The organism is Microbacterium ginsengiterrae (assembly GCF_014205075.1).
In the GTDB taxonomy this organism is placed as follows: Bacteria; Actinomycetota; Actinomycetes; order Actinomycetales; family Microbacteriaceae; genus Microbacterium; species Microbacterium ginsengiterrae.
Genome location: NZ_JACHMU010000001.1, coordinates 1,539,041 through 1,563,750, shown reverse-complemented (window position 1 = coordinate 1,563,750; position 24,710 = coordinate 1,539,041). Strand labels below are relative to the sequence as shown.

General features: G+C 69.2%; 23 protein-coding genes. 10 read left to right on the top strand and 13 right to left on the bottom strand.

The genetic code is table 11. The features are described from left to right. Positions 1 to 17: 17 nt before the first annotated feature. The 3 genes from HD600_RS07790 to HD600_RS07780 all read left to right on the top strand — a co-directional run bounded on the left by HD600_RS07790 (position 18) and on the right by HD600_RS07780 (position 3,311). On the top strand, positions 18 to 560 hold the full coding sequence (locus HD600_RS07790; protein WP_144794529.1) for an ECF transporter S component: 543 nt from the start codon (positions 18 to 20) through the stop codon (positions 558 to 560). A gap of 106 nt (positions 561 to 666) precedes the next feature. After that, positions 667 to 2,493: an energy-coupling factor transporter ATPase gene (locus HD600_RS07785; protein WP_184282759.1), complete on the top strand. Its 1,827-nt coding sequence runs from the start codon at positions 667 to 669 to the stop codon at positions 2,491 to 2,493. Continuing rightward, positions 2,490 to 3,311 carry an energy-coupling factor transporter transmembrane component T family protein gene (locus HD600_RS07780; RefSeq protein ID WP_184282757.1) on the top strand — a complete coding sequence of 274 codons (822 nt, stop codon included), beginning with the start codon at positions 2,490 to 2,492 and terminating at the stop codon, positions 3,309 to 3,311. Before HD600_RS07785 ends, HD600_RS07780 begins: the two co-directional genes overlap by 4 nt. A 64-nt stretch (positions 3,312 to 3,375) precedes the next feature. Here HD600_RS07780 and HD600_RS07775 read toward each other — a convergent pair whose 3' ends face one another. Together HD600_RS07775 and HD600_RS07770 are read right to left on the bottom strand one after the other, a co-directional pair. Further along, positions 3,376 to 4,539, bottom strand: a complete 1,164-nt coding sequence (locus tag HD600_RS07775) for an acyl-CoA dehydrogenase family protein (protein WP_144794523.1) — start codon at positions 4,537 to 4,539, stop codon at positions 3,376 to 3,378. A 176-nt stretch (positions 4,540 to 4,715) separates the two neighbouring features. Further along, positions 4,716 to 5,645: a M15 family metallopeptidase gene (locus HD600_RS07770; protein WP_184282755.1), complete on the bottom strand. Its 930-nt coding sequence runs from the start codon at positions 5,643 to 5,645 to the stop codon at positions 4,716 to 4,718. 83 nt (positions 5,646 to 5,728) lie between these two features. On the opposite strand from HD600_RS07770, the gene HD600_RS07765 reads away from it, so the two are divergent. Beyond that, entirely contained in the window at positions 5,729 to 6,772 is a 1,044-nt protein-coding gene (locus HD600_RS07765; RefSeq protein WP_184282753.1) for an Rv2578c family radical SAM protein, read from the top strand. Between the two features lie 27 nt (positions 6,773 to 6,799). On the opposite strand, the gene HD600_RS07760 is transcribed toward HD600_RS07765, so the two are convergent. Then, positions 6,800 to 7,453: a hypothetical protein gene (locus HD600_RS07760; RefSeq protein WP_184282751.1), complete on the bottom strand. Its 654-nt coding sequence runs from the start codon at positions 7,451 to 7,453 to the stop codon at positions 6,800 to 6,802. A gap of 50 nt (positions 7,454 to 7,503) precedes the next feature. Between HD600_RS07760 and HD600_RS07755 the strand changes: the two genes are divergently transcribed. Next, positions 7,504 to 8,043, top strand: coding sequence for a YaeQ family protein (locus HD600_RS07755; protein WP_184282749.1), 540 nt, complete (start codon positions 7,504 to 7,506; stop codon positions 8,041 to 8,043). Between the two features lie 178 nt (positions 8,044 to 8,221). On the opposite strand, the gene HD600_RS07750 is transcribed toward HD600_RS07755, so the two are convergent. Then, on the bottom strand, positions 8,222 to 10,513 hold the full coding sequence (locus HD600_RS07750; protein WP_184282747.1) for a DEAD/DEAH box helicase: 2,292 nt from the start codon (positions 10,511 to 10,513) through the stop codon (positions 8,222 to 8,224). A gap of 230 nt (positions 10,514 to 10,743) precedes the next feature. Between HD600_RS07750 and HD600_RS07745 the strand changes: the two genes are divergently transcribed. Further along, positions 10,744 to 11,640 carry an aldose epimerase family protein gene (locus tag HD600_RS07745; protein WP_184282744.1) on the top strand — a complete coding sequence of 299 codons (897 nt, stop codon included), beginning with the start codon at positions 10,744 to 10,746 and terminating at the stop codon, positions 11,638 to 11,640. Between the two features lie 3 nt (positions 11,641 to 11,643). Here HD600_RS07745 and HD600_RS07740 read toward each other — a convergent pair whose 3' ends face one another. From HD600_RS07740 to HD600_RS07730, 3 genes are all read right to left on the bottom strand, one after another. Then, the gene (locus tag HD600_RS07740; protein WP_184282742.1) at positions 11,644 to 14,823 is read right to left on the bottom strand and encodes an efflux RND transporter permease subunit; all 3,180 of its coding nucleotides are present in this window, start codon (positions 14,821 to 14,823) and stop codon (positions 11,644 to 11,646) included. 86 nt (positions 14,824 to 14,909) lie between these two features. Next, on the bottom strand, positions 14,910 to 15,272 hold the full coding sequence (locus HD600_RS07735) for a fluoride efflux transporter FluC (RefSeq protein WP_338402182.1): 363 nt from the start codon (positions 15,270 to 15,272) through the stop codon (positions 14,910 to 14,912). Continuing rightward, positions 15,269 to 15,643, bottom strand: a complete 375-nt coding sequence (locus HD600_RS07730) for a fluoride efflux transporter FluC (RefSeq protein WP_338402181.1) — start codon at positions 15,641 to 15,643, stop codon at positions 15,269 to 15,271. Before HD600_RS07730 ends, HD600_RS07735 begins: the two co-directional genes overlap by 4 nt. A 112-nt stretch (positions 15,644 to 15,755) precedes the next feature. On the opposite strand from HD600_RS07730, the gene HD600_RS07725 reads away from it, so the two are divergent. Next, positions 15,756 to 17,285 carry an FAD-dependent oxidoreductase gene (locus HD600_RS07725; protein WP_184282738.1) on the top strand — a complete coding sequence of 510 codons (1,530 nt, stop codon included), beginning with the start codon at positions 15,756 to 15,758 and terminating at the stop codon, positions 17,283 to 17,285. 6 nt (positions 17,286 to 17,291) lie between these two features. Here HD600_RS07725 and HD600_RS07720 read toward each other — a convergent pair whose 3' ends face one another. The 3 genes from HD600_RS07720 to HD600_RS07710 form a co-directional block, all read right to left on the bottom strand. After that, positions 17,292 to 18,092 carry a nitroreductase family protein gene (locus HD600_RS07720; protein WP_144794503.1) on the bottom strand — a complete coding sequence of 267 codons (801 nt, stop codon included), beginning with the start codon at positions 18,090 to 18,092 and terminating at the stop codon, positions 17,292 to 17,294. 4 nt (positions 18,093 to 18,096) lie between these two features. Continuing rightward, positions 18,097 to 18,471 (bottom strand): hypothetical protein, encoded by a 375-nt coding sequence (locus tag HD600_RS07715; RefSeq protein ID WP_184282736.1) that lies wholly within the window; start codon positions 18,469 to 18,471, stop codon positions 18,097 to 18,099. A 142-nt stretch (positions 18,472 to 18,613) separates the two neighbouring features. Beyond that, entirely contained in the window at positions 18,614 to 19,402 is a 789-nt protein-coding gene (locus HD600_RS07710; protein ID WP_184282734.1) for a TipAS antibiotic-recognition domain-containing protein, read from the bottom strand. A gap of 149 nt (positions 19,403 to 19,551) precedes the next feature. Here HD600_RS07710 and HD600_RS07705 point away from each other — a divergent pair, with 149 nt between their 5' ends. Beyond that, positions 19,552 to 20,391, top strand: coding sequence for a DUF4097 family beta strand repeat-containing protein (locus HD600_RS07705; protein WP_144794497.1), 840 nt, complete (start codon positions 19,552 to 19,554; stop codon positions 20,389 to 20,391). Further along, positions 20,388 to 21,020, top strand: coding sequence for a PadR family transcriptional regulator (locus HD600_RS07700; protein ID WP_144794495.1), 633 nt, complete (start codon positions 20,388 to 20,390; stop codon positions 21,018 to 21,020). Before HD600_RS07705 ends, HD600_RS07700 begins: the two co-directional genes overlap by 4 nt. A gap of 18 nt (positions 21,021 to 21,038) precedes the next feature. Here the strand turns inward: HD600_RS07700 and HD600_RS07695 are convergent, their stop codons facing one another. Further along, entirely contained in the window at positions 21,039 to 21,581 is a 543-nt protein-coding gene (locus tag HD600_RS07695) for a universal stress protein (RefSeq protein WP_184282732.1), read from the bottom strand. A gap of 150 nt (positions 21,582 to 21,731) precedes the next feature. Between HD600_RS07695 and HD600_RS07690 the strand changes: the two genes are divergently transcribed. Further along, on the top strand, positions 21,732 to 21,920 hold the full coding sequence (locus tag HD600_RS07690) for a DUF3073 domain-containing protein (RefSeq protein ID WP_144794491.1): 189 nt from the start codon (positions 21,732 to 21,734) through the stop codon (positions 21,918 to 21,920). 101 nt (positions 21,921 to 22,021) lie between these two features. On the opposite strand, the gene HD600_RS07685 is transcribed toward HD600_RS07690, so the two are convergent. Together HD600_RS07685 and purF are read right to left on the bottom strand one after the other, a co-directional pair. Next, complete coding sequence (locus tag HD600_RS07685) at positions 22,022 to 23,254, bottom strand: MFS transporter (protein WP_184282729.1); 1,233 nt, start codon at positions 23,252 to 23,254, stop codon at positions 22,022 to 22,024. After that, a complete protein-coding gene (gene purF / locus HD600_RS07680) occupies positions 23,251 to 24,708 on the bottom strand; it encodes an amidophosphoribosyltransferase (protein ID WP_144794487.1) in 1,458 nt (485 codons plus the stop codon). Before purF ends, HD600_RS07685 begins: the two co-directional genes overlap by 4 nt. Positions 24,709 to 24,710: the final 2 nt, after the last annotated feature.

Sequence of the window (24,710 nt, the reverse complement as noted above, 5' to 3'; positions counted from 1 at the left end):
GCCGCTAGGCTGATGGCGTGCCGAAGAACCGTGTGCTCGCGACCCGCACGCTGCTTGTCTGCGCGGCTGTCGGCGTCGCCACCGGCCTGGTCTCGGCGGGATGGGCGGGCCTGCACATCATCGCCGCGAGCGGCGCCATCCCCCTCTACGGACTCGTCCTCGGCTTCCACGTCCTCCCCGGTGTGATCGCGCAGCAGGTGCTGCGCGCGCCGTGGGTGGCGCTGATCACGCACGCCATCGCCGCCCTCATCGGCATCGCGTTCGTGCCGGCCATGGCGGGGCGTTACCTGCTCGCTGCCGTGGTCTTCGGCGGCGTCCAGGAGGCCGTCTCCGCCGCCACCCGATACCGGCACTGGGAGCCGTGGCGGTTCTTCCTGTCGTCGGCCATCACGGGGCTCGTCATCGCCGTCCCGCTGTGGTTCGCCTTCCACGTCTCCAGCCTCCCGCTCTGGGGCGCCATCGGATTCGGGGTGCTGTTCGTGATCGGACCGGTGGCCTGGACCGTCATCGGACTCGCGATCGGGTCGGCCCTGCGCCGCGCCGGCGTCATCCGCGTCTGAGCGTCGACGTGCGGCGCAGGTAAGGGCGGACTAACCTGGACGGGTACCCGTCCGAGTCTGACCTTCGTCGAGAGCGAGTGTCAGCCAGTCGAAGTGAAGGGCTGCCGTGCGCACATCCGCGCCCCTGCTTCGCGTGCGCGACCTCTCGATCACGCACGCCGGGGCCGGCCTCCCCAGCCCGCGCGGCGTCAGCTTCGACGTGCAGCCCGGCGAGGTCGTCCTCGTGCTGGGTCCGAGCGGATCCGGCAAGTCCACCCTCACCCTTGCCCTCAACGGACTGATCCCGCAGTCGGTGCCCGGCGAGGTCACCGGGACGGTCGAGGTCGACGGTCGCAGCACCGCGGACACCCCGGTGGCGGAGCTCAGCGGACACGTGGCGATGGTGTTCCAGGATCCGGACGCGCAGCTGGTCACGGGCACCCTGCTGGACGAGGTCGCCTTCGCGCTGGAGAACCTGCTGTTCCCCGTCGATGCGGTGCTCGCCCGCGCCGAGCGCGCGCTGCGCCGGGTGGGACTGTGGGAGCGCCGTAACGAGAATCCCGACCGGCTCTCCGGCGGAGGGCGCCAGCGTCTCGCGATCGCCTGCGCCATCGCGATGGGGTCACGGCTCATCGTGCTCGACGAGCCGACCGCGAATCTCGACGCGCAGGGCATCGACGACGTCTACGACGCGCTCATGGACCTCACCGCGACGGGGGACCGCGCCGTCATCCTCGTCGAGCACAACCTGGATGCCGCGATGCGCTTCGCGACCCGCACGATCGTCCTCGACCAGCAGGGCCGGATCGCATGCGACGGACCCATCAGAGAAGTCCTGCAGGAGCACACCGACGAGCTCCTCGCCATGGGCGTGTGGCTCCCCGCGGCGACTGTCGCCGGCAGGACGCTGCGTGCACGCGGCATCCTGCCCGACACGATCCCGCTGCCGCTCACCCCCGACGAGCTCGCCGCCGCCCTGGCATCCGCCCCCACCTCCCCCTCCGCCACGCCCTCCCTCTCCGCCGATCCCGTCCCTCCCCGCGCCACGGACCCGCTCCCGACCGCACGGATGCAGGGCGCGGGCACGGATGCAGGGCGACACGCCGCCGATCCGGCCGACACCCGTGCCTCGGCCCTGCATCCGTCCGGCGCTCCGGCGGCCGCCGCGACCGCGGAGCCGCCGGCGATCGTCCGGGCGCGCGGGCTGACCGTCCGGCGCGGGCGCACGGAGATCCTGCACGGCATCGACCTGGACATTCCGGCCGGCTCCCTGACGGCGATCGTCGGGGCGAACGGGGCGGGCAAGACGACGCTCATCCAGTCGCTCGCCGGCGTCGTCCCTCCTCCTCGAGGGCAGGTCACCGTCGACGGCGTGGACCCCGGCCGCGCCTCTCCCCACGACCTCGCCGCGCGCATCGGCTTCGTCTTCCAGAATCCCGAGCATCAGTTCATCGCACACACCGTCTTCGACGAGCTGGCGCACGGACTCCGTCTGCGCGGAACAGCGGATGCCGAGGTCCATGAGCGCGTCGGCGACATGCTCGCCCGCTTCGGCCTGACGGACAAGGCCGACACGCATCCCTTCCTCCTGTCCGGCGGCGAGAAGCGGCGGCTGTCGGTCGGCACCGCCCTCATCTCGCACCCCGGCGTCCTCGCCCTGGACGAGCCGACCTTCGGTCAGGACCGCGCCCGCGCCGCCGAGCTGCTGCGGCTGCTCGCCGACGTGCGGGCCGAGGGCACGACGATCCTCCTCGTCACGCACGATCTGCAGCTCGTCGCCGACCACACGACGCACACGGTCGTCCTCGCCGACGGTCGCGTCCACGCGACCGGACCCACGGCGGAGCTGCTCGCGACCGACGGGCTGTTCGAGTCCGCCGGACTCCGACTTCCCGCGCTGCACCGCGCCCTGACTCCCGAGCAGCGCGGCATGGTGACCGAGGTCGCCTCATGACCGCGCCCGTCCCGACGGTCGATCCATATGCGCCCGGCTCCTCGGCATCCGGCGGCCGTCTCCTCATCACGCTCAATCCGCTGGCCAAGATCGCCGCCGTCCTCCCCGCAGTGGTCGTGCTCGTCTTCGTCCGCGACCTCATCACCCCGCTGTGCATGATCGCCCTCGCCTACGCGGTGATCCTCATCGGCGCACGCCTCACGACCCGGACGGTCATGCTGCTGTTCCTCGTCATCCCGCTCGGCATCGTCGCGATCGGCTTCGGGTTCTCGATCTGGGTGGATGCCGCGGGCGTCGACACCACCGCGCCGTTCCTGCAGATCGGCGGGTGGACGCTGTTCACCGGGGCGGTGCAGATCGGTTTCACCACCGCTCTGCGCCTCGCCGCCATCCTCGCCCTCACCCTGATCGGCGGGCTCACCACCACCGGCCCCGACCTCGTCCGCGCCGGCATCCAGCACCTCAGGGTGCCGTACCGCATCGGCTACACCGCGCTGGCTGCCTATCGGTTCGTGCCGCGCTTCGGCTACGAGCTCAGTGTGATCCGTGCCGCGCATCGCGTGCGCGGTCACCACGGCGGACGCGGACCGTTCGCGAGGATCGCACGCGGCTGGGGCTACATCGTCCCGCTGCTGGCCAGCGCGATCCGCCACGCCGAACGCGTCGCCCTGGCGATGGACGCTCGCGCCTTCGGTGCGCACCCCACGCGCACCGAGCGGTACACGGTGCCCTTCCGGGTCCGCGACACGGTGTTCATCGTGCTGTTCATCGCGGCATCCGGGGCGATCCTCGCCCTCACGTTCCCCTGGCAGCCCTGACGTCGCGCCCCGCACAGCATGATGCCCGCCCTCCGGAGTGGAGAGCGGGCATCATGCGTCGTCGTCAGCGCTTGCCGGCGATCTGACGCGACACGATGTCGCGCATGATCTCGTTCGTGCCGCCGTAGATGCGGTGGACGCGCGCGTCGAGGAACGCACGGGCGATGGGGTACTCGGTGATGTAGCCGTATCCGCCGTGCAGCTGCACACAGGTGTCGAGGATCTCCCACTCCCGCTCGGTGGTCCAGAACTTCACCTTCGCGGCCTCCTCGGCCGTGAGCTTCTTGTCCTTGTACGCGAGCAGCGCGCGGTCGAGGTACGCCCACATGACGTCGACCGTGGTGGCGACGTCGGCGAGCTTGAACCGGGTGTTCTGGAAGTCGATGATCCGCTCGCCGAACGCCTCGCGGTCCTTCGTGTAGTCGACCGTCCAGGTCAGCGCGGCCTGCGAGGCCGCGGCGGCCGCGATCCCGATCGACAGGCGCTCGAGCGGAAGGTTCATCATCAGCTGGATGAACCCCTGCCCCTCCTTGCCGCTGATGAGGTTCTCCTCGGGGACGAACACGTCGCTGAACGACAGCTCGGCGGTGTCGTGCCCGTGCGAGCCCATCTTGTTGAGCTTCTTGCCGTGCTCGAAGCCCTCCATGCCGTTCTCGATGATGAGAAGGCTGAAGGCGTCGGGGCGATTGCCCTCACCGGTCTTGACGAACGTGACGACGATGTCCGCGGTCTTGCCCGAGGAGATGAACGTCTTCGCGCCGTTGACGATGTAGCCGCCGTCGGTCTTCTTCGCGGTGGTCTTGATGCCGCGAAGGTCCGAACCGGCGCCGGGCTCGGTCATCGCCAGAGCACCGAGGACCTCACCGGTGGCCATCCGCGGAAGCCACTTCTCCTTCTGCGCCTGCGTCCCCATGTGCACGAGGTAGGGCACGGCGAGGTCGTCCTGGATGCCGAATGCGCCGGCGAGCGATCCGGCACCTGCGCCGATGATCTCCTCGTTGACGATCGTGCGGAAGCGGTAGTCCTGCAGCATCCCCGCGCCGCCGAACTCCTCCGGGACGGAGAGTCCGATGATCCCCGCCTCACCGGCCGCGCGCATCGTGTCGCGGTCGATCTCGCCATCGGCATCCCATTTCTCGATGCTCTGCACCGAGACGTGCCGCTTGACGAAGTCCTTCACCAGGTCGCGAAATGCCTCGTGGTCTTCGTCGTAGATGTCGCGTTCCATGCCGTCCTCCCGAACGTTTCTGGCGTCGTTGCTCCGGCGAGTCTATTCGGGAGAGCGGATGCCGTCGCATGGCGTTGTGAGAATGCATCCCACCATGCATGACACCGGGTATCCCGTTTGTGGGAAGCCACAGATCCATGCGCTCGGCCGCCGGGTCAGCACGGCGCCACCGAGGATCAGTGCGGGTAATCCGGAGCCGCGGGCAGCCCGAAGAACTCCTCGAGCGAGCGGAACCCGCCCTCGTGGTACGCCGCCGCGAGGGCCGGACCGACGTAGCGCAGATGCCACGGCTCCGGCTCGTATCCCGTGGTCCCGGTCTGCCCGGGCTCGTACCGGATGATGAAGCCGTACTCCCAACTGTGCGCGGCCACCCAGTCGCTCTCGGATGTTCCGCCGAAGGCGCCGATCTCGCCGCATCCGCTGCCACAGGCCACCACGTCGACGGCGAAGCCGGTCTGGTGCTCGCTGAACCCCGGTCGCGCCGAGCTGAGGTCCACCACGGACTGCCCGGACTGCGCCACCTGATCGGAGTAGTTGGACACCTGCAGACCGTACGAGCGATAGGCGTTGTTCATGCCGAGCTCGCCGGCCCCCGCGTCGCGCAGCGCGGCTGCCATCTCGGCGAGCGCCGACGCGGCATCCTCGTCGATGAGATGCGATGCGGTCGTCATCTGGACCGATGCCTCGGTCATCCCGGCAGGTTCGTGATCCGCAGGCTCGAGGGCGCGGCTCTTGTTCACCACGACCCAGTGCCGGTTCGGATCACTCAACGACACGCATGGCGCGTTGCCGGTCACCACGGCGTCGCGGAAGGCCATGCCCCCGCCGAAGGCCGTGACGGCCGCCTCATCGTCACCGGAGGCGAGCGCATCCCGCACCGCGGCATCCGCACAGGGATCGGCAGGGTCGACGGCCGACACGTCGACACCCGGGAGGTGCGCCACGACACTCGGTGCCGGAGGCAGCGGCGCGGACTCGGCCGCCGAGGGCGCATCACTCAGCGCCCACAGCGCCCCCAGCGCCGTGACGACGAGTCCGACCGGCAGTGCGACGTGCAACGAACGAGGTGAACGTGACGCATGCCGGGGGTGCAGTGCGCCTCTCATCCGTCCATTCTCCCTTAACCTCTGCTCGAACATTTCTCGGAATCTCGGTTGACTTAACATCGCGTATTTGTTCGAATGAGTGCATGCGGTGGCAGGGACAGATGATCGAAGACACGGATGCCGCGGCGCTGCCCGGCCTCGAGAATCGCAGCGGGATGGTGCGATCGGTCACGACGCCGGAGTTCGCGGGCATGACCTTCCACGAGGTGCTCGCGAAGTCGGCTCTCAATCGGGTGCCGGGCGGTTCACGCATGCCGTTCGCGTGGACGATCAACCCCTACCGCGGGTGCAGCCACGCCTGCACCTACTGCTTCGCACGCGGAACGCACGAGTACCTCGACCTCGACGGCGGTGGTGACTTCGACTCACAGATCGTCGTGAAGACGAACGTCGCCGAGGTGCTGCGGCGAGAGCTCCGGCGCGGCAGTTGGGAGCACGAGACGGTGGCGCTCGGCACGAACACCGACCCGTACCAGCGCGCCGAGGGTCGGTATCGGTTGATGCCCGACATCATCCAGGCGCTCGCCGAATCGGGCACACCGATGTCGATCCTCACGAAGGGGACCCTGATCCGCCGCGACATCCGGCAGCTGAAGGAGGCCGCAGCCGCCGTCCCCGTCGACGTCTCGATGTCGATCGCGATGTACGACGACGAGCTGCAGCACTCGATCGAACCGGGGACGCCGTCCACTCAGGCGCGGCTCGACACGGTGAGGGCGTTGAGCGAGGCGGGTTTCCGCGTCGGGATCTTCCTCATGCCGATCCTCCCTCACCTCACCGACTCCGTCGAGGCGATCGATCACGCACTCCGCCGCATCAAGGACGCGGGCGCCGACCACGTCATCTACGGCGCACTCCACCTGCGGGCGGGGGTGAAGCCCTGGTTCCTGCAGTGGCTGGAGCGCGAGCACCCCGAGCTCGCCTCCTCCTACCGCGGGCTGTACCCCGGGGCAGCGGCCGAGGCGCCCACGCCGTACCGGAAGTGGCTCGCAGCAAGGATGCGCCCTCTCATCCGCATGCACGGACTGGACGTGCGCACGGAGGACGAGCAGCCCTCCCGGCGCCTCACCCGCCCGGCGATGCGCCCGGCATCGGTGGCGAGCGCATCGGCACCGATGCTCTTCTGACGGCGCGCGGCCCCAGCGGCGATCGGATCAGCGAGCGAGCGCGCGCACCCAGCGCGGATCGCGTTCGCGGATGCCGCGCTGCATCGTGACGATGCCGCCGAACAGCCCCGCCAGGCAGAACGCCGCCACCGCGCCGATGAGCGCGCAGGCGACACTCGTGGCGACCATGGCCTCCCGTCCGGGGAAGAACAAGATCGACAGGCCGAAGACGGCCACCAGCAACAGCAGCGCACACGCCGCCACCCGCACGAACATCACCGGGCTCTCCCGCACCGGGCGCGGAGCCAGCCAACCCGTCGCCGAACGGTCGCGCACGCCGAGAAGGTAGGGCACGCGCGACCAGATGACCGCCGCTCGCGAGAGCGCGCGTCCCGTGCGCCAGAGCCGGAAGAGGACGACCAGCCCGGCCGCCGCGAGCGCGACGCCGAGCACGACGAGCGCCACGGCCAGCGTCTGCTCGGCTGCCGTCGTGGCGTATCCGACGAGCAGGTCGACCATCATCCCGGTCAGCAGAGCCCCGACCGCGAACACGAGGAAGGCGCCGACGCCCCACAACGTGCGGCTCCAGCGCTCGTGGTCGGCACGGAGCGCCGCGGCGGCGGCATCCGCTCCACGGGTCGACTCCGGGAGCGTCCGTGCCGCATCGATGAGCGGCGTCGACTCTGGACGGATGAAGCGCATGCACTCAGGCTAACGAGCACGTGCCGCCCGGCCGCGTAGGCTCGATGATCATGGCAATCGGTTCGACCATCCACACGTTCGCAGTGCAGCTGGCCGACATGGATCGCGGCGTCTACGACGACCTCACGCTCCGCGTCGCACGGCATCCATCGGAGACCGATGCCTACATGGTGACGAGGCTGCTGGCGTACTGCCTCGAGTACGCAGAGGGCATCGCCTTCGGTGAGGGCATCTCGTCGACAGAGGAGCCCGCCGTCATCGTCCGTGACATGACCGGATCGATCCTCGCATGGGTCGAGGTCGGGGCGCCGGACGCCGAGCGCCTGCACCACGGCAGCCGTCTGGCCGAGCGCGTCGTGGTCTACACGCACCGCGATCCGGCGAAGGTCGTCGCGCCATGGGCGGGCAAGCGCATCCACAACGTCGAAGCGATCGAGGTGCGCAGCTTCGATCCGGGCTTCATCGATCAGGCCGTCGCACTGCTGGAAAGACGCAGCACCGTGACGCTGACGGTCACCGAGGCGCAGCTGTACCTCGACCTGAACGGCACGACGCTGAGCTCCGCCGTGCACACGCGACCCGCAGTCTGACGCCGCGAGACCGGCCGCGGCAGCGGCCCGCTCCCCCGCATCGGCCCGCTCCCCGGGGCACAACTCCGGAGGTTTTTCGTCGAGCCGCGGAAACTCGGCTGCAGAACGTGCGGAGAGGCCGGTTTCTCCGGAGTTGTGACGGGCGGCGGGAGCAGAACGCCCCCGCCGCCCGTACGGATCACGCGGTGAGGTCGGCGTCGGTCGGCATGCGACCGGCGATCTCCTCGATGATGTCGTCGCCGATGCGCGCCTGGTCGAACGGCGCATCGATCTCGGCGCGGCCGAGCAGCTCGGTCATCCGGCGCTGACGCTGACGCGTGATCAGGGTGACGACGCGGCCGGAGCGGCCGGCGCGACCCGTACGCCCCGACCGGTGCATGTACGTCTTGTACTCGTCCGGCGCGTCGGCCTGGATCACCAGGTCGATGTCATCGACGTGGATGCCGCGGGCGGCGACGTCCGTCGCGACGAGCACCTGGACACGACCGGAGGTAAGGCGCTGCAGGTTGCGCGTGCGCTTGGCCTGGTTGAGGTCACCGTGCAGGGACACCGCGGGGATGCCGGCGTCGTCGAACTGCTCGGCGAGCGTCTCCGCATACGCGCGGGTCCGCGCGAACACGAGCGTCTTGCCCTCGCGGTCGACCATGGACGTGAGGATCTCCGCCTTGTCGCGGTGGTCGATCACGAGCACCCGGTGGTCGATCGTGCTCGACTCCTGGTCTTCGCCTGCGACCTCGTACACCGCCGGCTCGACGAGGAACTCCTCCACGAGCGCGGCGACCTCACGGTCGAGCGTCGCGGAGAACAGCAACTTCTGGCTGCCCTCTGCCGTGTGGCGCAGGATGCGCTGGACCGGCTCGACGAATCCGAGCTCGCACATGTGATCGGCCTCGTCGAGCACCGCGATGCGGCACTCCGAGAGGTCGAGCTTGCCCTGGTTGATGAGGTCCTCGACGCGCCCGGGGGTGCCGATCACGATGTCGACGCCCTTCTTCAGCGCACCGACCTGGCGCGCCTGCGGGACGCCGCCGTACACCTGGGTGGTGAACAGACCGACGCTGCGCGCGATGGGCTGCACCGTACGGTCGATCTGCAGGGCCAGTTCACGCGTCGGAGCGAGGATGATCGCGCGCGGTGCGCGACCGAACTCGCGGCGCTTGCCGGCCTGCGACTTCAGCACGCTCTCCACGAGGGGAGCGCCGAACGCGATCGTCTTGCCCGAGCCGGTGCGTCCGCGGCCGAGCACGTCGCGACCTTCGAGGATCGAGGGGATCGTCGCGGCCTGGATCGGGAACGGCGCATCGGCGCCGAGGTTCTTCAGGGTCTCGACGATGTTCGATCCGAGACCGAGGTCGCCGAACGTCGTGCCCTCGACCTCGGGAGCGGCGACGACCTGAGCGGCGAGCTTCTCGTGGACGACGTCCTCGGTGGGTTCGAAGCGGGCCGGAGCCGTCTTGTTCCAGTCGTCGCGGCTCGGACGCTGTGCCCGGTCATCGCGCCGCGGACGGTCGCCGTACGACGGACGCTCGCTGCGGCCGCCCCTGTCGTCGCGACGGGCGCGGTCGCCGCCGCGGTCGTCTGCGCGCTGCGGACGCCCTGCGGCGCGGTCGCCAGCGAAGCGCGGACGGTCCCCCTGGAAGCGAGGGCGCTCACCGCGTCCGCTGTCGCGGCGGTCGTCGTCGCGACGCGGGCGGTCCCCATAGGAACTGCGGTCGTCACGACGCGGACGGTCATCGCGGTTGAAGCGACCCTCAGTGCGAGGACGGTCGCCGTACGACCCACGGTCATCACGACGAGGACGGTCATCGCGGTTGAAGCGACCCTCAGTGCGAGGACGGTCACCGTACGACCCACGGTCGTCACGACGAGGACGGTCATCGCGGTTGAAGCGACCCGCATCATCACGACGAGGACGGTCATCACGGTTGAACCGACCCTCAGTGCGAGGACGATCCCCGTACGATCCACGGTCGTCACGCCGCGAACGGTCATCGCGGTTGTAGCGACCCGCATCATCACGACGCGGACGGTCATCACGATTGAAGCGACCCTCGGTGCGAGGACGATCACCGTACGATCCACGGTCGTCGCGGTGGTGCGGCGCCTCGCGGCGACCGGATTCGGCACGGCTGCGGATTCCGCGGGCCTCATCGCGACCGGCGCGCTCCTGCTCGGTCCAGCGGCGCTTCGGAGCGCCGGACTCCGCCTCTGCACGGTGGCCGCGGTGGCCGGGGCTCCGGCTGCCGGGGCGACGGTCGTAGCGATCGGCACCGGCCGAACGGCCACGATCGTTCGCGAAGCTGCGCTCACCGGCATCCGCTCGGTCGTCGCGTGCCGGACGACCGGCGTCCGTGCGACCGGCTGCCGGCCTGCCGCCGGCGTGACGGTCGTGGAACGACGTCTTCTTCGCGTAGCGCGGCTCGAAATTGCGGGACGGGCGTCCGCCCTTGGGCTTGCCGTTCTTGGGCATGATGTCTTCCTGACTGTCTCTGACACGAGAACAGCGCCCGCTCACGCGCACAGAGATCAGCGCACGGCGGACATACCCGAGCATCCATCGGCCGGGGCCATTCATGTGATGGTTTATGAACCATCGGCCCCTGGGCTCACATTTGCTGAGGTCCCGCGCTGCGGGATGCCCGAAGCCGACCGGGAGAGTCTAACCGAGCCACCTGGGAGAGACCCTCGTACGATGTGCAGGTGAGCTCACTGACCCCCACCGGAACCCAGGTCCATCTGAGCCGCGGCTCCGTCACCGCGCAGATCGCCCAGATCGGCGCGTCGCTGCGCGGCCTGACCGTCGGCGGTGTCGACCTCGTCCCGCGCTACCCGGAAGACGGCCCGACGCCGTCCGCCTCCGGCATCGTGCTCGTGCCGTGGCCGAATCGCGTCCGCGACGGCCTCTGGCGAGACGGCGACACGGCCAGGCAGCTCGCGATCACCGAGCCGAAGCTCGGCAACGCCAGTCACGGCCTGCTCCGATTCTCCGCGTACGAGATCGAGCAGACGGATGCTGCGGCCACCCTCCGCGCGACCGTCCACCCCCAGACCGGCTACCCGTACGAGATCGCGACGTCGGTGACGTACGCGCTCACCGACTCCGGCATCCGCGTCACGCACACCCTGACCAACCGGTCCGATGCCCCGGCCCCCGTCGCGGTCGGCACCCACCCGTTCGTGACGATCGGAGACGTCGACCCGCGCAATCTCGTGCTTCAGGTCCAGGCGGGCGCGCAGTTCGAGACGGACGAGCGGATGCTGCCGGCGAAGGCCGTCCCCGCACCGGAGGAGCTGCGCACCGGCGTGCGCCTCGGCGGCATCACGCTCGACACAGGGTTCGCGCAATTGGTGAGGGGTGACGACGGCCTGGTCCGCCACACCCTCACCGCCCCTGATGGGCGCAGGCTCACACTCTGGCAGGGCGAGGGGTTCGACTTCGTGCAGGTCTACACGACGACGGACTACCCCGATCAGAAGCTCGCGGTCGCGATCGAGCCGATGACGGCACCGGCCGATGCGTTCAACAGTCGCATCGGCCTGCGTCGCCTCTCCCCCGGAGAGACCTGGACGCTCTCCTGGGGGATCGAACTGAGCTGAGCCTCAGCCGTTCTGCCCGCGGAGCTCACGTCGGGTGAGCGGGTGCTCCGCCGAGGTCGCGGCATCCGCCCCTGATGTGCCGCCGTCCGGGTTCTCACCGTCGGACCCGTCGCCGGCCGGGCCGGCGTCCGGCCCCGCCTTGCGCGCCTGGCGCCGCTCGCGCGCACCCTCGACGAGGTTGTAGAGCGTCGGCAGCACGATGAGGGTCAACACGGTCGACGAGACCAGTCCGCCGATCACGACGATGGCCAGCGGCTGCGAGATGAAGCCGCCGTGTCCGGTGATCCCCAGGGCCATCGGGGTGAGGGCGAAGATGGTCGCGAGCGCGGTCATGAGGATCGGGCGCAGACGCTTCTCACCTCCGGCCATGACGGCATCCGCCGTCGACAGCCCCTTCGACCGGTACTGGTTCACCAGGTCGACGAGCACGATGGCGTTCGTGACGACGATGCCGATGAGCATGAGCACACCGATGAGGGATGCCACACCGAGCGGCACACCGGTGATGATCTGCAGCAGGATCGCACCGGTCGCCGAGAACGGCACCGAGATGAGGAGCAGCAGCGGCTGGCGCAGCGACTTGAAGGTCGCGACCATCACGACGTAGACGATGAGGATCGCCGCGAGCATCGCGAGGCCCAGCTGAGCGAACGACTCCGACTGCTGCGAGGCGACACCGCCCACCTCTGCCGACGCGCCGTCGGGAAGGTCGACGGCCTCGAGAGCCGCGGTCACGGATGCCGTGGCGGTGGCGAGGTTGTCCGACGCCGGGGGCACCGTGATGGTGGCCGTCCGGCGACCCTGCTGCGTCGTGATCGAGGTGGGGCTCTCCGCCTCCTCGACCGATGCGATGTCCTCCAGGCGGACGACACCGGCCGGCGACGGGATGACGAGGTCGCGCAGTTCCTCGACCGTGGTCGGCGGCTCGGGTGCCTCCAGCAGCACCGTCAGAGAGGTGTCGTCGAGTTCGACGGTGCCGATCTGCTGCGGGCGCATGGTGTTCGAGACGAGCGAACCGACCGCGACCTCGGACAGGCCGCGCTCGGCGGCGGCGTCGCGATCGACGACGACGGCGATGTACGGCAGGGATGCGGCGAGGTTGCTCGTGACCTGGCCGATGCCATCGCGCCCCTCCAGCTCGGCGATGACGGCGTCGGTCGCCTCGGCGAGTGCGTCGCCGTTCGGGGCCGTGATGTCCACCTCGATGTCGGTCGAGCCGAAGCCGGCCGAGGCGCTGACACTGATGTCGCCGACGCCCTCGAGCCCGTCGACGGCATCCAGCACGTCAGCGCGCAGCTGCTCCTGATCGACGTCGCTCGACGTCATGATCGAGTAGGTGACCCCTGCGCCGCCGGAGAACGCGTCCATGAGCGCGGAACCGCTGGAGCCGATCGACACCTGCACGTTCTCGATGCCCTCGACATCGGCCAGCGCGTCCTCGACCTTCGCCGCCGCGGTGTCCTTGGCCTCGAGGCTGGCGGTCGGACCGAGATCCTGCGTGACCGTCATGGTGTTCTGACCGCTGTCGCTGAGGAAGTTGATCTTCATCAGCGGGGCCACCGCGAGTGTCGCTCCGAGGACGACGACGGCGATGATCACCGTGAGGCCGGAGTGCTTGAGCGTCCAGCTGAGGATCGGACGGTAGGCGCTCTGAAGGCGGGTGGGCGGGGCATCCGGGTGCTCCGGGTCGATGACCGCGCCGTTGTCGTCCGTGAGCTCCTTGCCGGGGCGGAGGAACCAGTAGGCGAGGACCGGGACGATGGTCAGGGCGACCAGCAGCGAGGCGACCATCGCGATGGTGACCGTCATGGCGAACGGACGGAACAGCTCGCCGACGACGTCGCCGACGAACACGAGCGGAAGGAAGACGGCGACCGTGGTGACGGTCGATGCCGTGATCGCCGCGGCGACCTCGCGCACGGCGAGACGGATGGCGTCGCCCTTGTCGGCATCGCCGACGTAGTGGCGCTTGATGTTCTCGATCACGACGATGGAGTCGTCCACGACGCGTCCGATGGCGATCGTGAGCGCGCCGAGCGTGAGGACGTTCAGCGAGTAGCCGAACGCCTGCAGCCCGATGAAGGTCACCAGCACGCTCGTGGGGATCGAGATCGCCGTGACCAGCGTCGACCGGATCGACAGCAGGAAGACGAGGATGACGATGACCGCGAAGACGAGACCGAGCAGACCCTCGGTCGCCAGGGTCTCGATGGACTGCTCGATGAACGGCGCCTGGTCGAACACGACGGTGAACTCCGCGTTCGGGAACGTCTCACGGAGCTCGTCGATCGCCGCGAGGACCCCCTGGGAGACCTCGACGGTGTTCGCGGCGGGGAGCTTGGTGATCGCGATCGACAGGGCCTCCTCGCCGTTGACGCGTGAGATCGACGACACCGGCTCGGACTCCAGCGCGACCGACGCGACGTCGGAGATCGAGAGGTCGGTGCCCACGAGCGGCAGCGCGGCGATCTCGTCGACCGAGGTGATCTTGGCACCGGTCTGCACGGTGAGGGTGCGCCCGTCCTCGGTGATGTCGCCGCCGGGGAAGAGCGTGCCGTTCTGATCGAGGGCATCGCGGATCGCCTGGGTGCTCAGCTGCGCCGCGGCGAGCTTCGCCGTGTCAGGCACGATGGTGATCTGCTGGCCGAGCCCGCCGACGATCTGTGCGGCGTTGACTCCGTCGACATCCTCGAGGTCGGGGATCGCGACGTTCTCGAGATCGGACAGCGCCGTCTCGGCGTCATCGAAACCGGTGACGGCGACCTGGATGACGGGGAAGTCGTCGATGGACACCGACAGGACCTGCGGCTCGACATCCGATGGCAGCTGCGAGGAGATGCGGTTGATCGCCTGCTGCATCTTCTGCTCGGCCGTGGCGAGGTTCTCGCCGTAGGTGAACGTCGCCTGGATGATCGACGCGTTGGTGGTGCTCGTCGCGCTCGTCGACTCCAGACCGGGGACCCCCTGGATCGCGGTCTCGATCGGCGTAGATACGTCGTTCTCCACGACCTCGGGCGAGGCACCGGGATACGTCGTCATCACCACCAGCGCAGGCAGCTCGAGCGAGGGGATGAGCTCCTGCTTGAGGTTCGTCAGCGCGAGCCCGCCGAACACGGCGGCGACGATCGTGACGAGCGCGATCAGCGCGCGGTTGCGGAGGCTGAGGACGGCGAGGTTCGACAAGGCTGTGTCTCTCGGTTCTGGAGTTGCGCGACGGGATGCGCGGTCAGTATTCCACAGTCGGCATTCAGGTTGCTGTGAGGGCGGCCTCAGATCGCCGTGCCGACCCAGATCCCGGCGAGCGCGGCGATCGCCGACGCCACGAAGGTCCCTGCGAGGTGGGCGAGCGAGGCGGGTCGCTCACCGCGCCCCCACAGATCGAGGGCATCGAGCATGGCCGTGCTGAAGGTGGTGTAGCCGCCGAGGAGCCCTGCCCCGACGACGAATGCCGCGTCCGGAATCGATGCCGTGGCCAGACCGAGCGCGAAGGAGCCGGTGACGTTGACGACGACGATGCCCCAGGGGAAGCGTGCGCCGACCAGCGCGGCGACGCCGGCATCGATGAGATACCGGAGGCCGGCGCCGATCCCGCCGGCGACTGCGGCGAGGACGAACACCAGCGGGGTGATCACGCGCGCCTCTCCTCTCGTCGCCGGCCGAGACGCATTCCCGCGGCGACGGCGCCGAAGCCGAGCAGCAGCGTCAGCAGCACGTACGCCGCCGCCAGGGCCGGCGCTTGCGCCCACAGCGTGAGGCTGCCGACCGCGAAGGCACTGTACGTCGTGAACCCACCGAGCACGCCCGTACCGAGGAAGACCCGCAGATCCGATGAGCGCGGCAGTCGAGCCGCCAGCACACCGATGAGCAGGGCGCCGACGACGTTCGCGACGAGGATCGACAGCGGCAGGCCCGACGCGTCGGGCACCACTTCCCCGATGCCGAGCCTCGCGGCGGTGCCGATCGCCCCGCCGAGCATGACGAGGAGCAGTCGGCGGATGGTCACGTGGGCAACTCTAGTCACGGCATCCGCCCGAAGAGACCGCAGGGCCATGCCAGCGTGCCGCGCCGATGTCAAGGAGGTGGGGGCGAGGGGTCGATCGGAGTTGACTGACCCCATGACACCGCTGTGGAAGTTGAACCCGTCCCTGCCGAAGGGCACTCCCTTCACACCGGGCGCGCGGCACGACGTCGTCGTGGTCGGCGCCGGCCTCACCGGCCTGACGACAGCGGTCATGCTCGCCAGGGCGGGCAAGGATGTCGCCGTCGTCGACGCCGGCGGGATCGCAGAGCTGTCCTCCGGCGGGAACACCGGAAAGCTTTCCCTGCTGCAGGGACAGCAGCTGGCGGAGATCCGTAAACACCACTCCGCATCGCTCGTGCGCGCGTACGTCGACGCCAACCGCGCCGGGATGCAATGGCTCACGGGGTTCGCCGATGACGCCGGCGTCCCCTATCGTCGGCGCACCGACCATTCATATGCGACCGGCCCTGAGGGCCTGGAGGCGGTCATGGCGGTGTACGAGACCGCCAAGGAGGCGGGGCTCGCGACCCGCATGCTCGATGCCGGCGATCTGTCGACGGTCGGTTTTCCCGCGACGCGCGCCGTCGCGCTCGACGATCAGGTGACGATCGACCCTGTCCTCGTCGCGCAGGCCCTCGCACAGGAGTTCCTCGCCGCCGGCGGCACGCTGCACACCGGCATCCGCGTCACCGGCGCGCATGCGCTGACGAACCCGCGCGTGACGACCCCGCGGGGCCCGCTGTTCGCCGAACACATCGTGCTCGCGACCGGGACGCCGATCCTCGACCGCGGCCTGTACTTCAGCAAGGTGCGCGGCATGCGGTCCTACTGCGTCTCCTTCCGGATCCCCGGCGCACCGCCGGAGGGGACCTTCCTCGCCGTCGACGGCCCGACGCGGTCCATCCGACCCGTCGCCCCGGAGGACGGACCGGCCGAGGTCGCACAGCTCGTCGTCGGCGGCAACGGGCACCCGGTCGGTCGCTCCGACGGGGAGACGGCCGCAGTGGACGACCTCATCGAGTGGACGCAGCAGCACTTCCCCGGCGCGGAGGAGACCCACCGCTGGTCGGCGCAGGACTACGAGTCGCACAACCTCATCCCGTTCGTCGGCGCGATGCCGCGGAGCCTCGGCCGGATCCGATTCGCCACCGGGTATGCGAAGTGGGGCCTGTCGAACGCGCCGGCGGCCGCCCTCCGGCTCACCGCGGAGATCACCGGGACGCCGATGTCCGACCGGCCCAGGTGGATGAAGCAGATCGCCACGCGGGTCACCGTGCCCGCGGACATCGCCCAGGGCGCAACAGAGGGCGGCAAGGTCGCTGCGGCCGCCACGCGCGGGTGGCTGGCGGCCGAGAAGAACCCCGTGCCCGTCGACCGGCCGGCGGAGGGACAGGGGGTCGTCGCCCACCGATCGGGACAACCGGTCGGCGTCTCGACAGTGGACGGCGTCACTCGGGCCGTCAGCGCGGTGTGCCCGCACCTCGGCGGCGTCCTGGACTGGAACGACGCCGAGTGCACGTGGGACTGCCCGCTGCACGCATCGCGCTTCGCGCCGGACGGCACACGGATCGAGGGTCCTGCGCTGCGGGACCTCACCCCGCTGCCGCGGACGAAGGGCGACTGAGCCCGCTCAGGTGTTCGGGGCGTCCCACCCGCGCTGGGGCTCGTCGCAGTTCTCCCGGAAGACGAACTGCGAGACGAGCTTGCGCTGACTGCTCGTCCAGTCGATCGCCGGCCTGCGCTGCTCCTCCGGCACGTAACCGAGCCGGTACACGGCCATGAGTTCGAGGTCGTCCGGAACGCGGAGGAGGCGGACGATCTCGTCCCAGCGCCCTGGGACCTCCATGGGGAAGGAGATGAACTGGATCCCCATGCCGAGTTCGACCGTGGTCAGCCAGACGTTCTCCATCGCCGCGCCCATGCTGAACACGGAGTAGAAGGACGACAGCTCACCCGGACGGTGCTCGTTGCGGTCCAGCATGACGCCGAGCAGCAGGGGCGATCCGGCGACGAGCTTGCGGTTCTCGGCCCCCAGCGTCTTCGGGACGCCGAACGTGTTCATGAGCGTCTGCCCGCGCTTCGTGAACACCTGGTTCGTGAAGGGGCGGAGCGGCGCGGGGAGCTTGTCGAACAGCATCCCGCTGCGCTTCTCCTCCATCTCGGCCTGGCTGAAGCGGAAGTAGGGCTTGTACCGCTCGAAGAACGTGCCGTTGGACATCGCCTCGGTCATGCTCTCGCCGGAGATGCGTGCGATCTCGTCGATCGTGTCGCGATTCTCGATCACGACGAAGCGCCACGGCTGGCTGTTCAGCTGCGAGGGGGCGCGGCTCGCGGCCTCGAGGAGGATCCGCTGGTGCTCCTCGGAGACCGGGTCGGGCAGGAACGGTCCGTTGGTCGTCTTGCGGCGTCGGATGGCATCGAGCAGTTGCATTCGGTCACTTCCGGTCGGCGGGGCGGAGCGAGCCGAGAAGGCCCGCGACGATGAAGGGGGCGGCGGCGAGCGCGATGACGGGGTGTCTGCGGCGGTGCGTCCCGGCGAACGGGATCACGGCCAGCGGCGCGGCGGCCGGCAGGAGGGTCAGCGCCGCACCGCGGCTCGCGGCGCGCGGACGGAGGAACAACCCTGCGGCGACGGCGACGGCCACGGTCGTGCACGTCGCGATGTACAGCGCGTGATGCAGCCAGCGGTAGCCGCTCGTGTCCACCACCCTCGTCGCCACGGCCGTGCCCAGGGCGCAGTTCGCGGCGTAACTGACGGCTGCGGCCACGAAGAACGGCGCCGCAGCGATCCTGTCCTGGCGTCGTCGCATGTCCCGACCTTACGCGGGAAGCGGGGCATAACTCCGGAGGAATTGCTGCGTGCGGCGTGTTCTCGGCGTGGCCGAGCCGCCCGCACCGATTTTCTCCGGAGTTATGGCCCGGACGCAGCCCGCATGCGTCGGACCCGGCGACCTAGAGGTGCGCCTCCGCGTAGATCCGCAGCGCGTCGCGGACGAACTCCGCGCCGCGCGTCGTGCCGTCTGCGGTGGCGTAGTTCGCACCGAATCGCGGGTCCGCCACGTACATCTCCCCGAGCCCGAGGACGTAGCCCTTCGTGTCACCGCCCGGTGTGGATGCCGGCGTTCCAGGAATCCCGGTCAACCACTGCACGTGTCGCCGAGCCAGGTTCTGCGCCTCGGCCGAGCCCGGCTCCGCGCCGCTCTCCGCCGCGGCGACCCAGTCCCTGGAGAGATCCGCGACGCGCTGCTGCCAGTTCCGACGATCGGCGTCCGACATCCCGCGCCACCAGCGGTCGCCGTCCGCGTAGGCCTTCTTGCCCCAGCGCTGCTCCACCTCCTCCCTGTACCGGGAGTTGTCGAACCCGTCGAACATGTCCTCTGCCATGAGGGATTCACCTGCTTTCACTGCGTGGATGGTCGATTCGACCGACGCGATCTGCCGCGCCAGCCGGTGCTGCTCCTCGCGAAGGTATGCGAGGTGCGTCTCGAGAGCGGCGGTCTCAGCGCGACCGTCGCGGGCATCGTCGAGCACGGCGAGGATCTGCGACAGTCCGAGTCCGAGCTCGCGCAGCAGCAGGATCCGCTGCAGGCGCACGAGCGCCGCCTGGTCGTAGTGCCGATACCCGTTCTGCGCGACACGTGAGGGCGCGAGCAGTCCGATGTCGTCGTAGTGACGAAGCGTCCTGCTCGTCGTCCCCGCCAGTCGCGCGATCTCCTGGATCGACCAGTCGCGTGTGCTCACGGCGTCCTCCTCTCGAATGACTCCAGGCTAGAAGTTGACGTTGCGTCAAGGTCAAGAATCTTTTCTCGCCACTCGAGATATATCGTGTTATCGTCGTCAAACGCGATATATCTTGAGTGTCGCGTCTCACACTGATCAAGGAGAATCCCATGACCGAGAAGTGGCTCATCGCCCCCGGCGAGGAACGCGTCATCGACATCGCCCAGGCGACCCGCCTCAAGGTCGGCCTCGTCGGCGGACAGGTCGATGTGATCGCGCACGACGAACCAGGCGTCCGCATCGAAGTGAGCGGCGTGACCGTGAAGGACCTCCGCATCGAGTCGGATGGGACGCAGATCGAGATCGACCACCCGCAGCTCGGCTGGGACAACTTCCTCGAGGTGTTCCGCAACTTCGGCTCCGGTGGCCCGCGCGCCGAGGTGAGCATCGCGGTCCCCCGTAGCATCGCCCTCAACCTCGGCGTGGTCAGCGCGGGGGCGCTCGTCTCCGGCCTCACGAACGACGCCCGGCTGAACACCGTCTCCGGCGACATCATCGTCGACACCCACACCGGCGACCTCACCCTGAACTCCGTCTCCGGCGACGTGCAGGTCCGCGGTCTCACCGGCTCCGCGAACGCCAACAGCGTCTCCGGCGACGTGGCGCTCACCGGTTCGGTGCGCAAGGCGACCGTCGACACCGTCTCGGGCAGCGTGTGGGTCGACGCCGGCGGGGCCATCAACACCATCAACCTCAACACGGTCTCCGGGAACAGCACCATCCGCCTCGAGGAGACCCTCCCGGCGAACTATGTCGTGCGCTCGATGAGCGGCCGCGTGACGATCGACGGCGTCGACAGAGGCAACTCGGGACCGACGAACTTCACCGGCTCCACCGGCGAGCTCGCCGGCTCGTTCGTCGACATCCGCACGAACTCGGTCTCCGGCGACACCACGGTGCTGCGTCGGCCGCTGGAGACGGTCGCCGATGATGAGGAGTGGGACTCATGAGCCCCGCCGTCTTCTCACACGGCGACCTTCGCCTCTACCTGCTGTCGCTGCTCGCCGAGGCTCCGCAGCACGGCTACGGCATCATCCAGGCGCTGACCGACCGGACCGGGGGCACTTACACGCCCAGCGCCGGCACGATCTATCCGCGTCTGGCGAAGCTCGAGGAGGAGGGACTCGTGACCAAGACCGTCGACGGACGCACCACCATTTACTCGATCACGGATGCCGGTCGCGCAGAGCTCGAGGGCCGCGAGAGCGACCTCGCCGACATCGAGTCCGGGCTCGCCGACTCCGTTCGGCTCATCGCCAGCGAGGTGCGCCAGAGCGTGCAGGAGGCCATGAAGAGCCTGCGGGCCGATCTCGCCTCCGCGGCGGCCGACGAGCGGACAGCGGCGAAGGCCCGGCCGTCGACGGCGGCGCCGATGAGCGACGACCGCGTCAGCAGCCGCGAGCAGCTGCATCGGGCCGATGCCGCCGTGAACGCCTTCCGCGCCAGGGTGCGCACGGATCTGCGGACGCACGTCGCGCGCGGCGGCGTGCTCGCCGAGTCGGTCGTCACCGAACTCGAGAACGCCCTGGATGCCGCGGCACGCGCCGTGACAAGGGCTCTGGGTTCGTCCGGCCGCTGAGCCGCCGGCGGGTGAGGGCTACTCGGTCCAGATCTCGGCCTGATCGTCCGGCACCGCTTCTTCCAGAGGAACCACGAGGACGGAGCGGTGCTGGCGGTGGGCGAGGCGAGCGGCCACGGATCCGGTGAAGAACTCCCTGATCGATTCACCCAGTCCGCGCTTGCGGGTTCCGACGACGATGAGCTGCGCGTCGAGCTTGTTCGCCAGTTGCTTGATCGCGAGCGCCGGGTCGCCGACGAGTTGCCGTGCGGTCCACTCGAGCCCGCTCCCCTTGAGGGCGGATGCTGCGGCGGCCTGCACCTGTTCGAACTCGGCGAGCCCCGCCTCGATGTTCAGATCGATCGGTGCGGAGTGCACGTAGCCGTCGGGATCCTCGTACGTCACGAAGCGCGTGACGTCGACATGCGCGATCACGAGCGGCGCCTTCAGGAGCTTCGCGTATCGCGCGGCCTCCTCGAGGACCCTGGGCGACTGATCGGGCTGCATGCCCACGATGACCGCGTGCTGCAGTGCGGCGTTCTGTCGCGTTTCGTCGGACGGAGAGGAGGTCTGGTCGGACATTCGGATCGTTCCCTTCGCCTGCCGGCGAAGGCCAGGGGGCCTGGCCCTCGTGCTATCCTGAATGCTACTCTTACCGGCTGCACGCCGGTGTCGTGAAATGCGTCGGGCGCCTGCCAGCCCGGCAGCTGAACTCGTTAGGGGGTCTCGCGCATGGGCCGTGGCCGTCAGAAGGCGAAACACACAAAGATCGCCCGCGAACTCAAGGCTTACAGTCCTTCGGTGAACTACTCCGCGCTCGAGCGCGAGCTGGCTCATCCGTCGGATGATGAGAATGCCTACGTCGACAAATGGGCCGACGAGTACGCGGATGAAGACGAAGACGAGCTCGAGAAGGCCTGACCTCTCCTGCACGTCGACCCCGCCACTTCGGTAGCGGGGTCTTCGTCGTACCTCGGCCCTGATACCGGGGCCGAGCACCACGCGTCAGAGCCTGAACGGACTCACCAGTCTCCGTGCTTGGCTTCCCACTCGTCCTCCACGGTGCGCCTCCGACCCGCGATCATCCCGAACGGCACCGAGATGAGCAGGACGCCCGCCATGACCAGGAGCGGGCCGATCCAGCTCCCCGTGGCATCGTGCAGCAGCCCGACGATCAGCGGGAACGACGCGGCCCCGAGGTACCCGACGCTCTGGACGAAGCTGCTCAGCGCCACCGCCGTCTCGGGCGTTCTGGCCCGGATGCTGATGAGCACCAGTGCGAGCGGGAACAGCAGCGGCGCCGTGCCGAGGAGCACGACCCAGAGCCAGATCAGCGCGGGGATCGGCGCGAGGAGGAGTCCGGTGATGCCGACGAGACCGCTTGCGGCGGCGATGAGCGACAGCGTCCGCGTCGCCTGGAAGCGGACGACCAGCGTCGGGACGAGCAGTGACGCGGGGAAGCCCATGAAGGCGAACAGCGACAGCAGGAGCCCTGCGACGGGCGCGGAGACCCCCGCCTGATCCACGACGATCGTCGGCAGCCACGCGAACGACACGTAGGCGATCATCGACGACGTGCCGAACACGATGCCGATCGACCACGCGAGCGGAAGCCGCACCAGTCGTGCGAACGCCCTGGCGTCGGGCACGGTGACCGCGGCGGCCGCAGCAGCGTCGTCCCCGCGCTCGCGGATGAGCATGAGGATCCAGGGGATGGTTCCGGCCAGCGCGAAGACCGCCCAGAGCGAGAGCGACAGGCGCCAGTTCGCCGCGTCGGCGACGGGAACCGCGACCAGCGGTGGGAGGAAGGTCGACACCGCCATCATCGTGGAGTACAGCGTCGTCATCACCCCGATGCGGTCGGGGAAGTACTTCTTGACCAGCGGCGGCAGCAGGATGTTGCCCATCCCGACGCCGGCGAAGATGAGGCCGGTCGCCAGCAGCAGTGTGATCGCATCCGTGGACAGACCGCGCAGCACGAGTCCCACGGTGATCGCGGACAGGGCGACGATGAGCAGGCGCTCCAGGCCCAGCCGGCGGGTGAGCATGGGGGTGAGCAGTCCGAAGACCGCGAAGCACACCGGTGGAGCCGTGCCGATCAGTCCCACCGCAGCGGACGGCAGGGGGAAATCGGCGGCGATGCGGTCGATGAGCGGCGAGAGCGACGCGACGGCGGAGCGCAGCGAAGCCGCCGCGAGCACGATTCCGAGAACCGCCAGGACCCGCCCACGCCACACCGGCAGCGGGGCCGTCACGAACTCTGCGAGCTCTCCACCCAGTCGAGGTACTCCTCGGAGACGGTGCCGGTGACGTAGTGCCCGTCGAAGCAGCTCATGTCGAGGTCGGTCACGCCGGAGCCCTCGATGATCGCGGCCTTGAGGTCCTCGACCTCCTGGTAGACGAGGTGATCGACGCCCAGCTCCTTCGCGATCTCGGGGATCGTCCTGTCGTGCGCGATGAGCTCGTGCTTGGAGGGCATGTTGATGCCGTACACGTGCGGGTACCGAACCGGCGGAGCGGCCGATGCGAAGGTGACCGAGAGCGCACCGGCATCCCGCGCCATCTGGATGATCTGCTTGCTCGTCGTGCCGCGCACGATCGAGTCGTCGATCAGCAGGACGTTCTTGCCCTGGAACTCGCTCGACATCGCGTTGAGCTTCTGGCGGACGCTCTTCTTGCGCACCGCCTGCCCCGGCATGATGAACGTGCGGCCGACGTAGCGGTTCTTGTAGAAGCCCTCGCGGTATTCGATGCCCAGCTTCCTGGCGACCTCCATCGCCGAGGGGCGCGCCGAGTCGGGGATCGGCATGACGACGTCGATCTTCTCGCGCGGGACGTGCTTGTCGATCGTGTCCGCGAGCCGCTCGCCCATGCGAAGGCGGGACTCGTACACGGCGATGCCGTTCATGATCGAGTCCGGACGCGCGAGGTAGACGTACTCGAAGGCGCACGGCGCGAGGGTGGGGTTCTCGGCGCACTGCTGGCTGAACAGCTCGCCCTCATCGGTGATGAAGACGGCCTCACCCGGCGCGACCTCGCGGACGACCTCGTAGTCGCCGTTCTCGAGGACGAGCGACTCGCTGGCGACGATCCACTCGTCGTGCTCGGCGCCGTCGCGGCGGCCGAGGATCAGCGGACGGATGCCGAAGGGGTCGCGGAACGCGAGAAGGCCGTAGCCGGCGATGACCGCGATGACCGCGTATGCGCCCTCGATGCGTGCGTGCGTGCGGCCGACGGCCTCGAAGATGCGCTCGGGGTCGAGATCGACGTCGGATGTCGTCGCCTGCAGCTCACCGGCGAGGACGTTCAGCAGCAGCTCGGTGTCGCTGGACGAGTTCAGGTGACGACGGTCGCGCTTGGCCATGTCGGCGGTGAGCTCGCGGGTGTTGGTGAGGTTGCCGTTGTGGATGAGGACGATGCCGTACGGCGCGTTCACATAGAACGGCTGCGCCTCCTCCTCACTGGATGCGGTGCCCTTGGTCGCGTAGCGCACGTGTCCGAGCCCGACGTTGCCGAGCAGCGAGCGCATGTCGCGGGTGCGGAAGGCCTCACGGACCATGCCCTCGGCCTTGGCCATGTGCATGACGCCGTTCGGCTCCGCTGTCGCGATGCCCGTGGCGTCCTGGCCTCGGTGCTGCAGCAGCAGCAGGGCGTCGTAGATGTCCTGGTTGACGGGGCCGCCTGCGACCACTCCGACGATTCCGCACATGG

Bases quoted from the DNA above. Each gene is read 5' to 3' on its own strand.
- HD600_RS07720 (WP_144794503.1), bottom strand. From the start codon at position 18,092: ATGCAACTGCTCGATGCCATCCGACGCCGCAAGACGACCAACGGACCG.
- HD600_RS07690 (WP_144794491.1), top strand. From the start codon at position 21,732: ATGGGCCGTGGCCGTCAGAAGGCGAAACACACAAAGATCGCCCGCGAA.
- HD600_RS07715 (WP_184282736.1), bottom strand. From the start codon at position 18,471: ATGCGACGACGCCAGGACAGGATCGCTGCGGCGCCGTTCTTCGTGGCC.
- purF (WP_144794487.1), bottom strand. From the start codon at position 24,708: ATGTGCGGAATCGTCGGAGTGGTCGCAGGCGGCCCCGTCAACCAGGAC.
- HD600_RS07700 (WP_144794495.1), top strand. From the start codon at position 20,388: ATGAGCCCCGCCGTCTTCTCACACGGCGACCTTCGCCTCTACCTGCTG.
- HD600_RS07725 (WP_184282738.1), top strand. From the start codon at position 15,756: ATGACACCGCTGTGGAAGTTGAACCCGTCCCTGCCGAAGGGCACTCCC.
- HD600_RS07775 (WP_144794523.1), bottom strand. From the start codon at position 4,539: ATGGAACGCGACATCTACGACGAAGACCACGAGGCATTTCGCGACCTG.
- HD600_RS07755 (WP_184282749.1), top strand. From the start codon at position 7,504: ATGGCAATCGGTTCGACCATCCACACGTTCGCAGTGCAGCTGGCCGAC.
- HD600_RS07770 (WP_184282755.1), bottom strand. From the start codon at position 5,645: ATGAGAGGCGCACTGCACCCCCGGCATGCGTCACGTTCACCTCGTTCG.
- HD600_RS07760 (WP_184282751.1), bottom strand. From the start codon at position 7,453: ATGCGCTTCATCCGTCCAGAGTCGACGCCGCTCATCGATGCGGCACGG.
- HD600_RS07750 (WP_184282747.1), bottom strand. From the start codon at position 10,513: ATGCCCAAGAACGGCAAGCCCAAGGGCGGACGCCCGTCCCGCAATTTC.
- HD600_RS07705 (WP_144794497.1), top strand. From the start codon at position 19,552: ATGACCGAGAAGTGGCTCATCGCCCCCGGCGAGGAACGCGTCATCGAC.
- HD600_RS07780 (WP_184282757.1), top strand. From the start codon at position 2,490: ATGACCGCGCCCGTCCCGACGGTCGATCCATATGCGCCCGGCTCCTCG.
- HD600_RS07695 (WP_184282732.1), bottom strand. From the start codon at position 21,581: ATGTCCGACCAGACCTCCTCTCCGTCCGACGAAACGCGACAGAACGCC.
- HD600_RS07765 (WP_184282753.1), top strand. From the start codon at position 5,729: ATGCGGTGGCAGGGACAGATGATCGAAGACACGGATGCCGCGGCGCTG.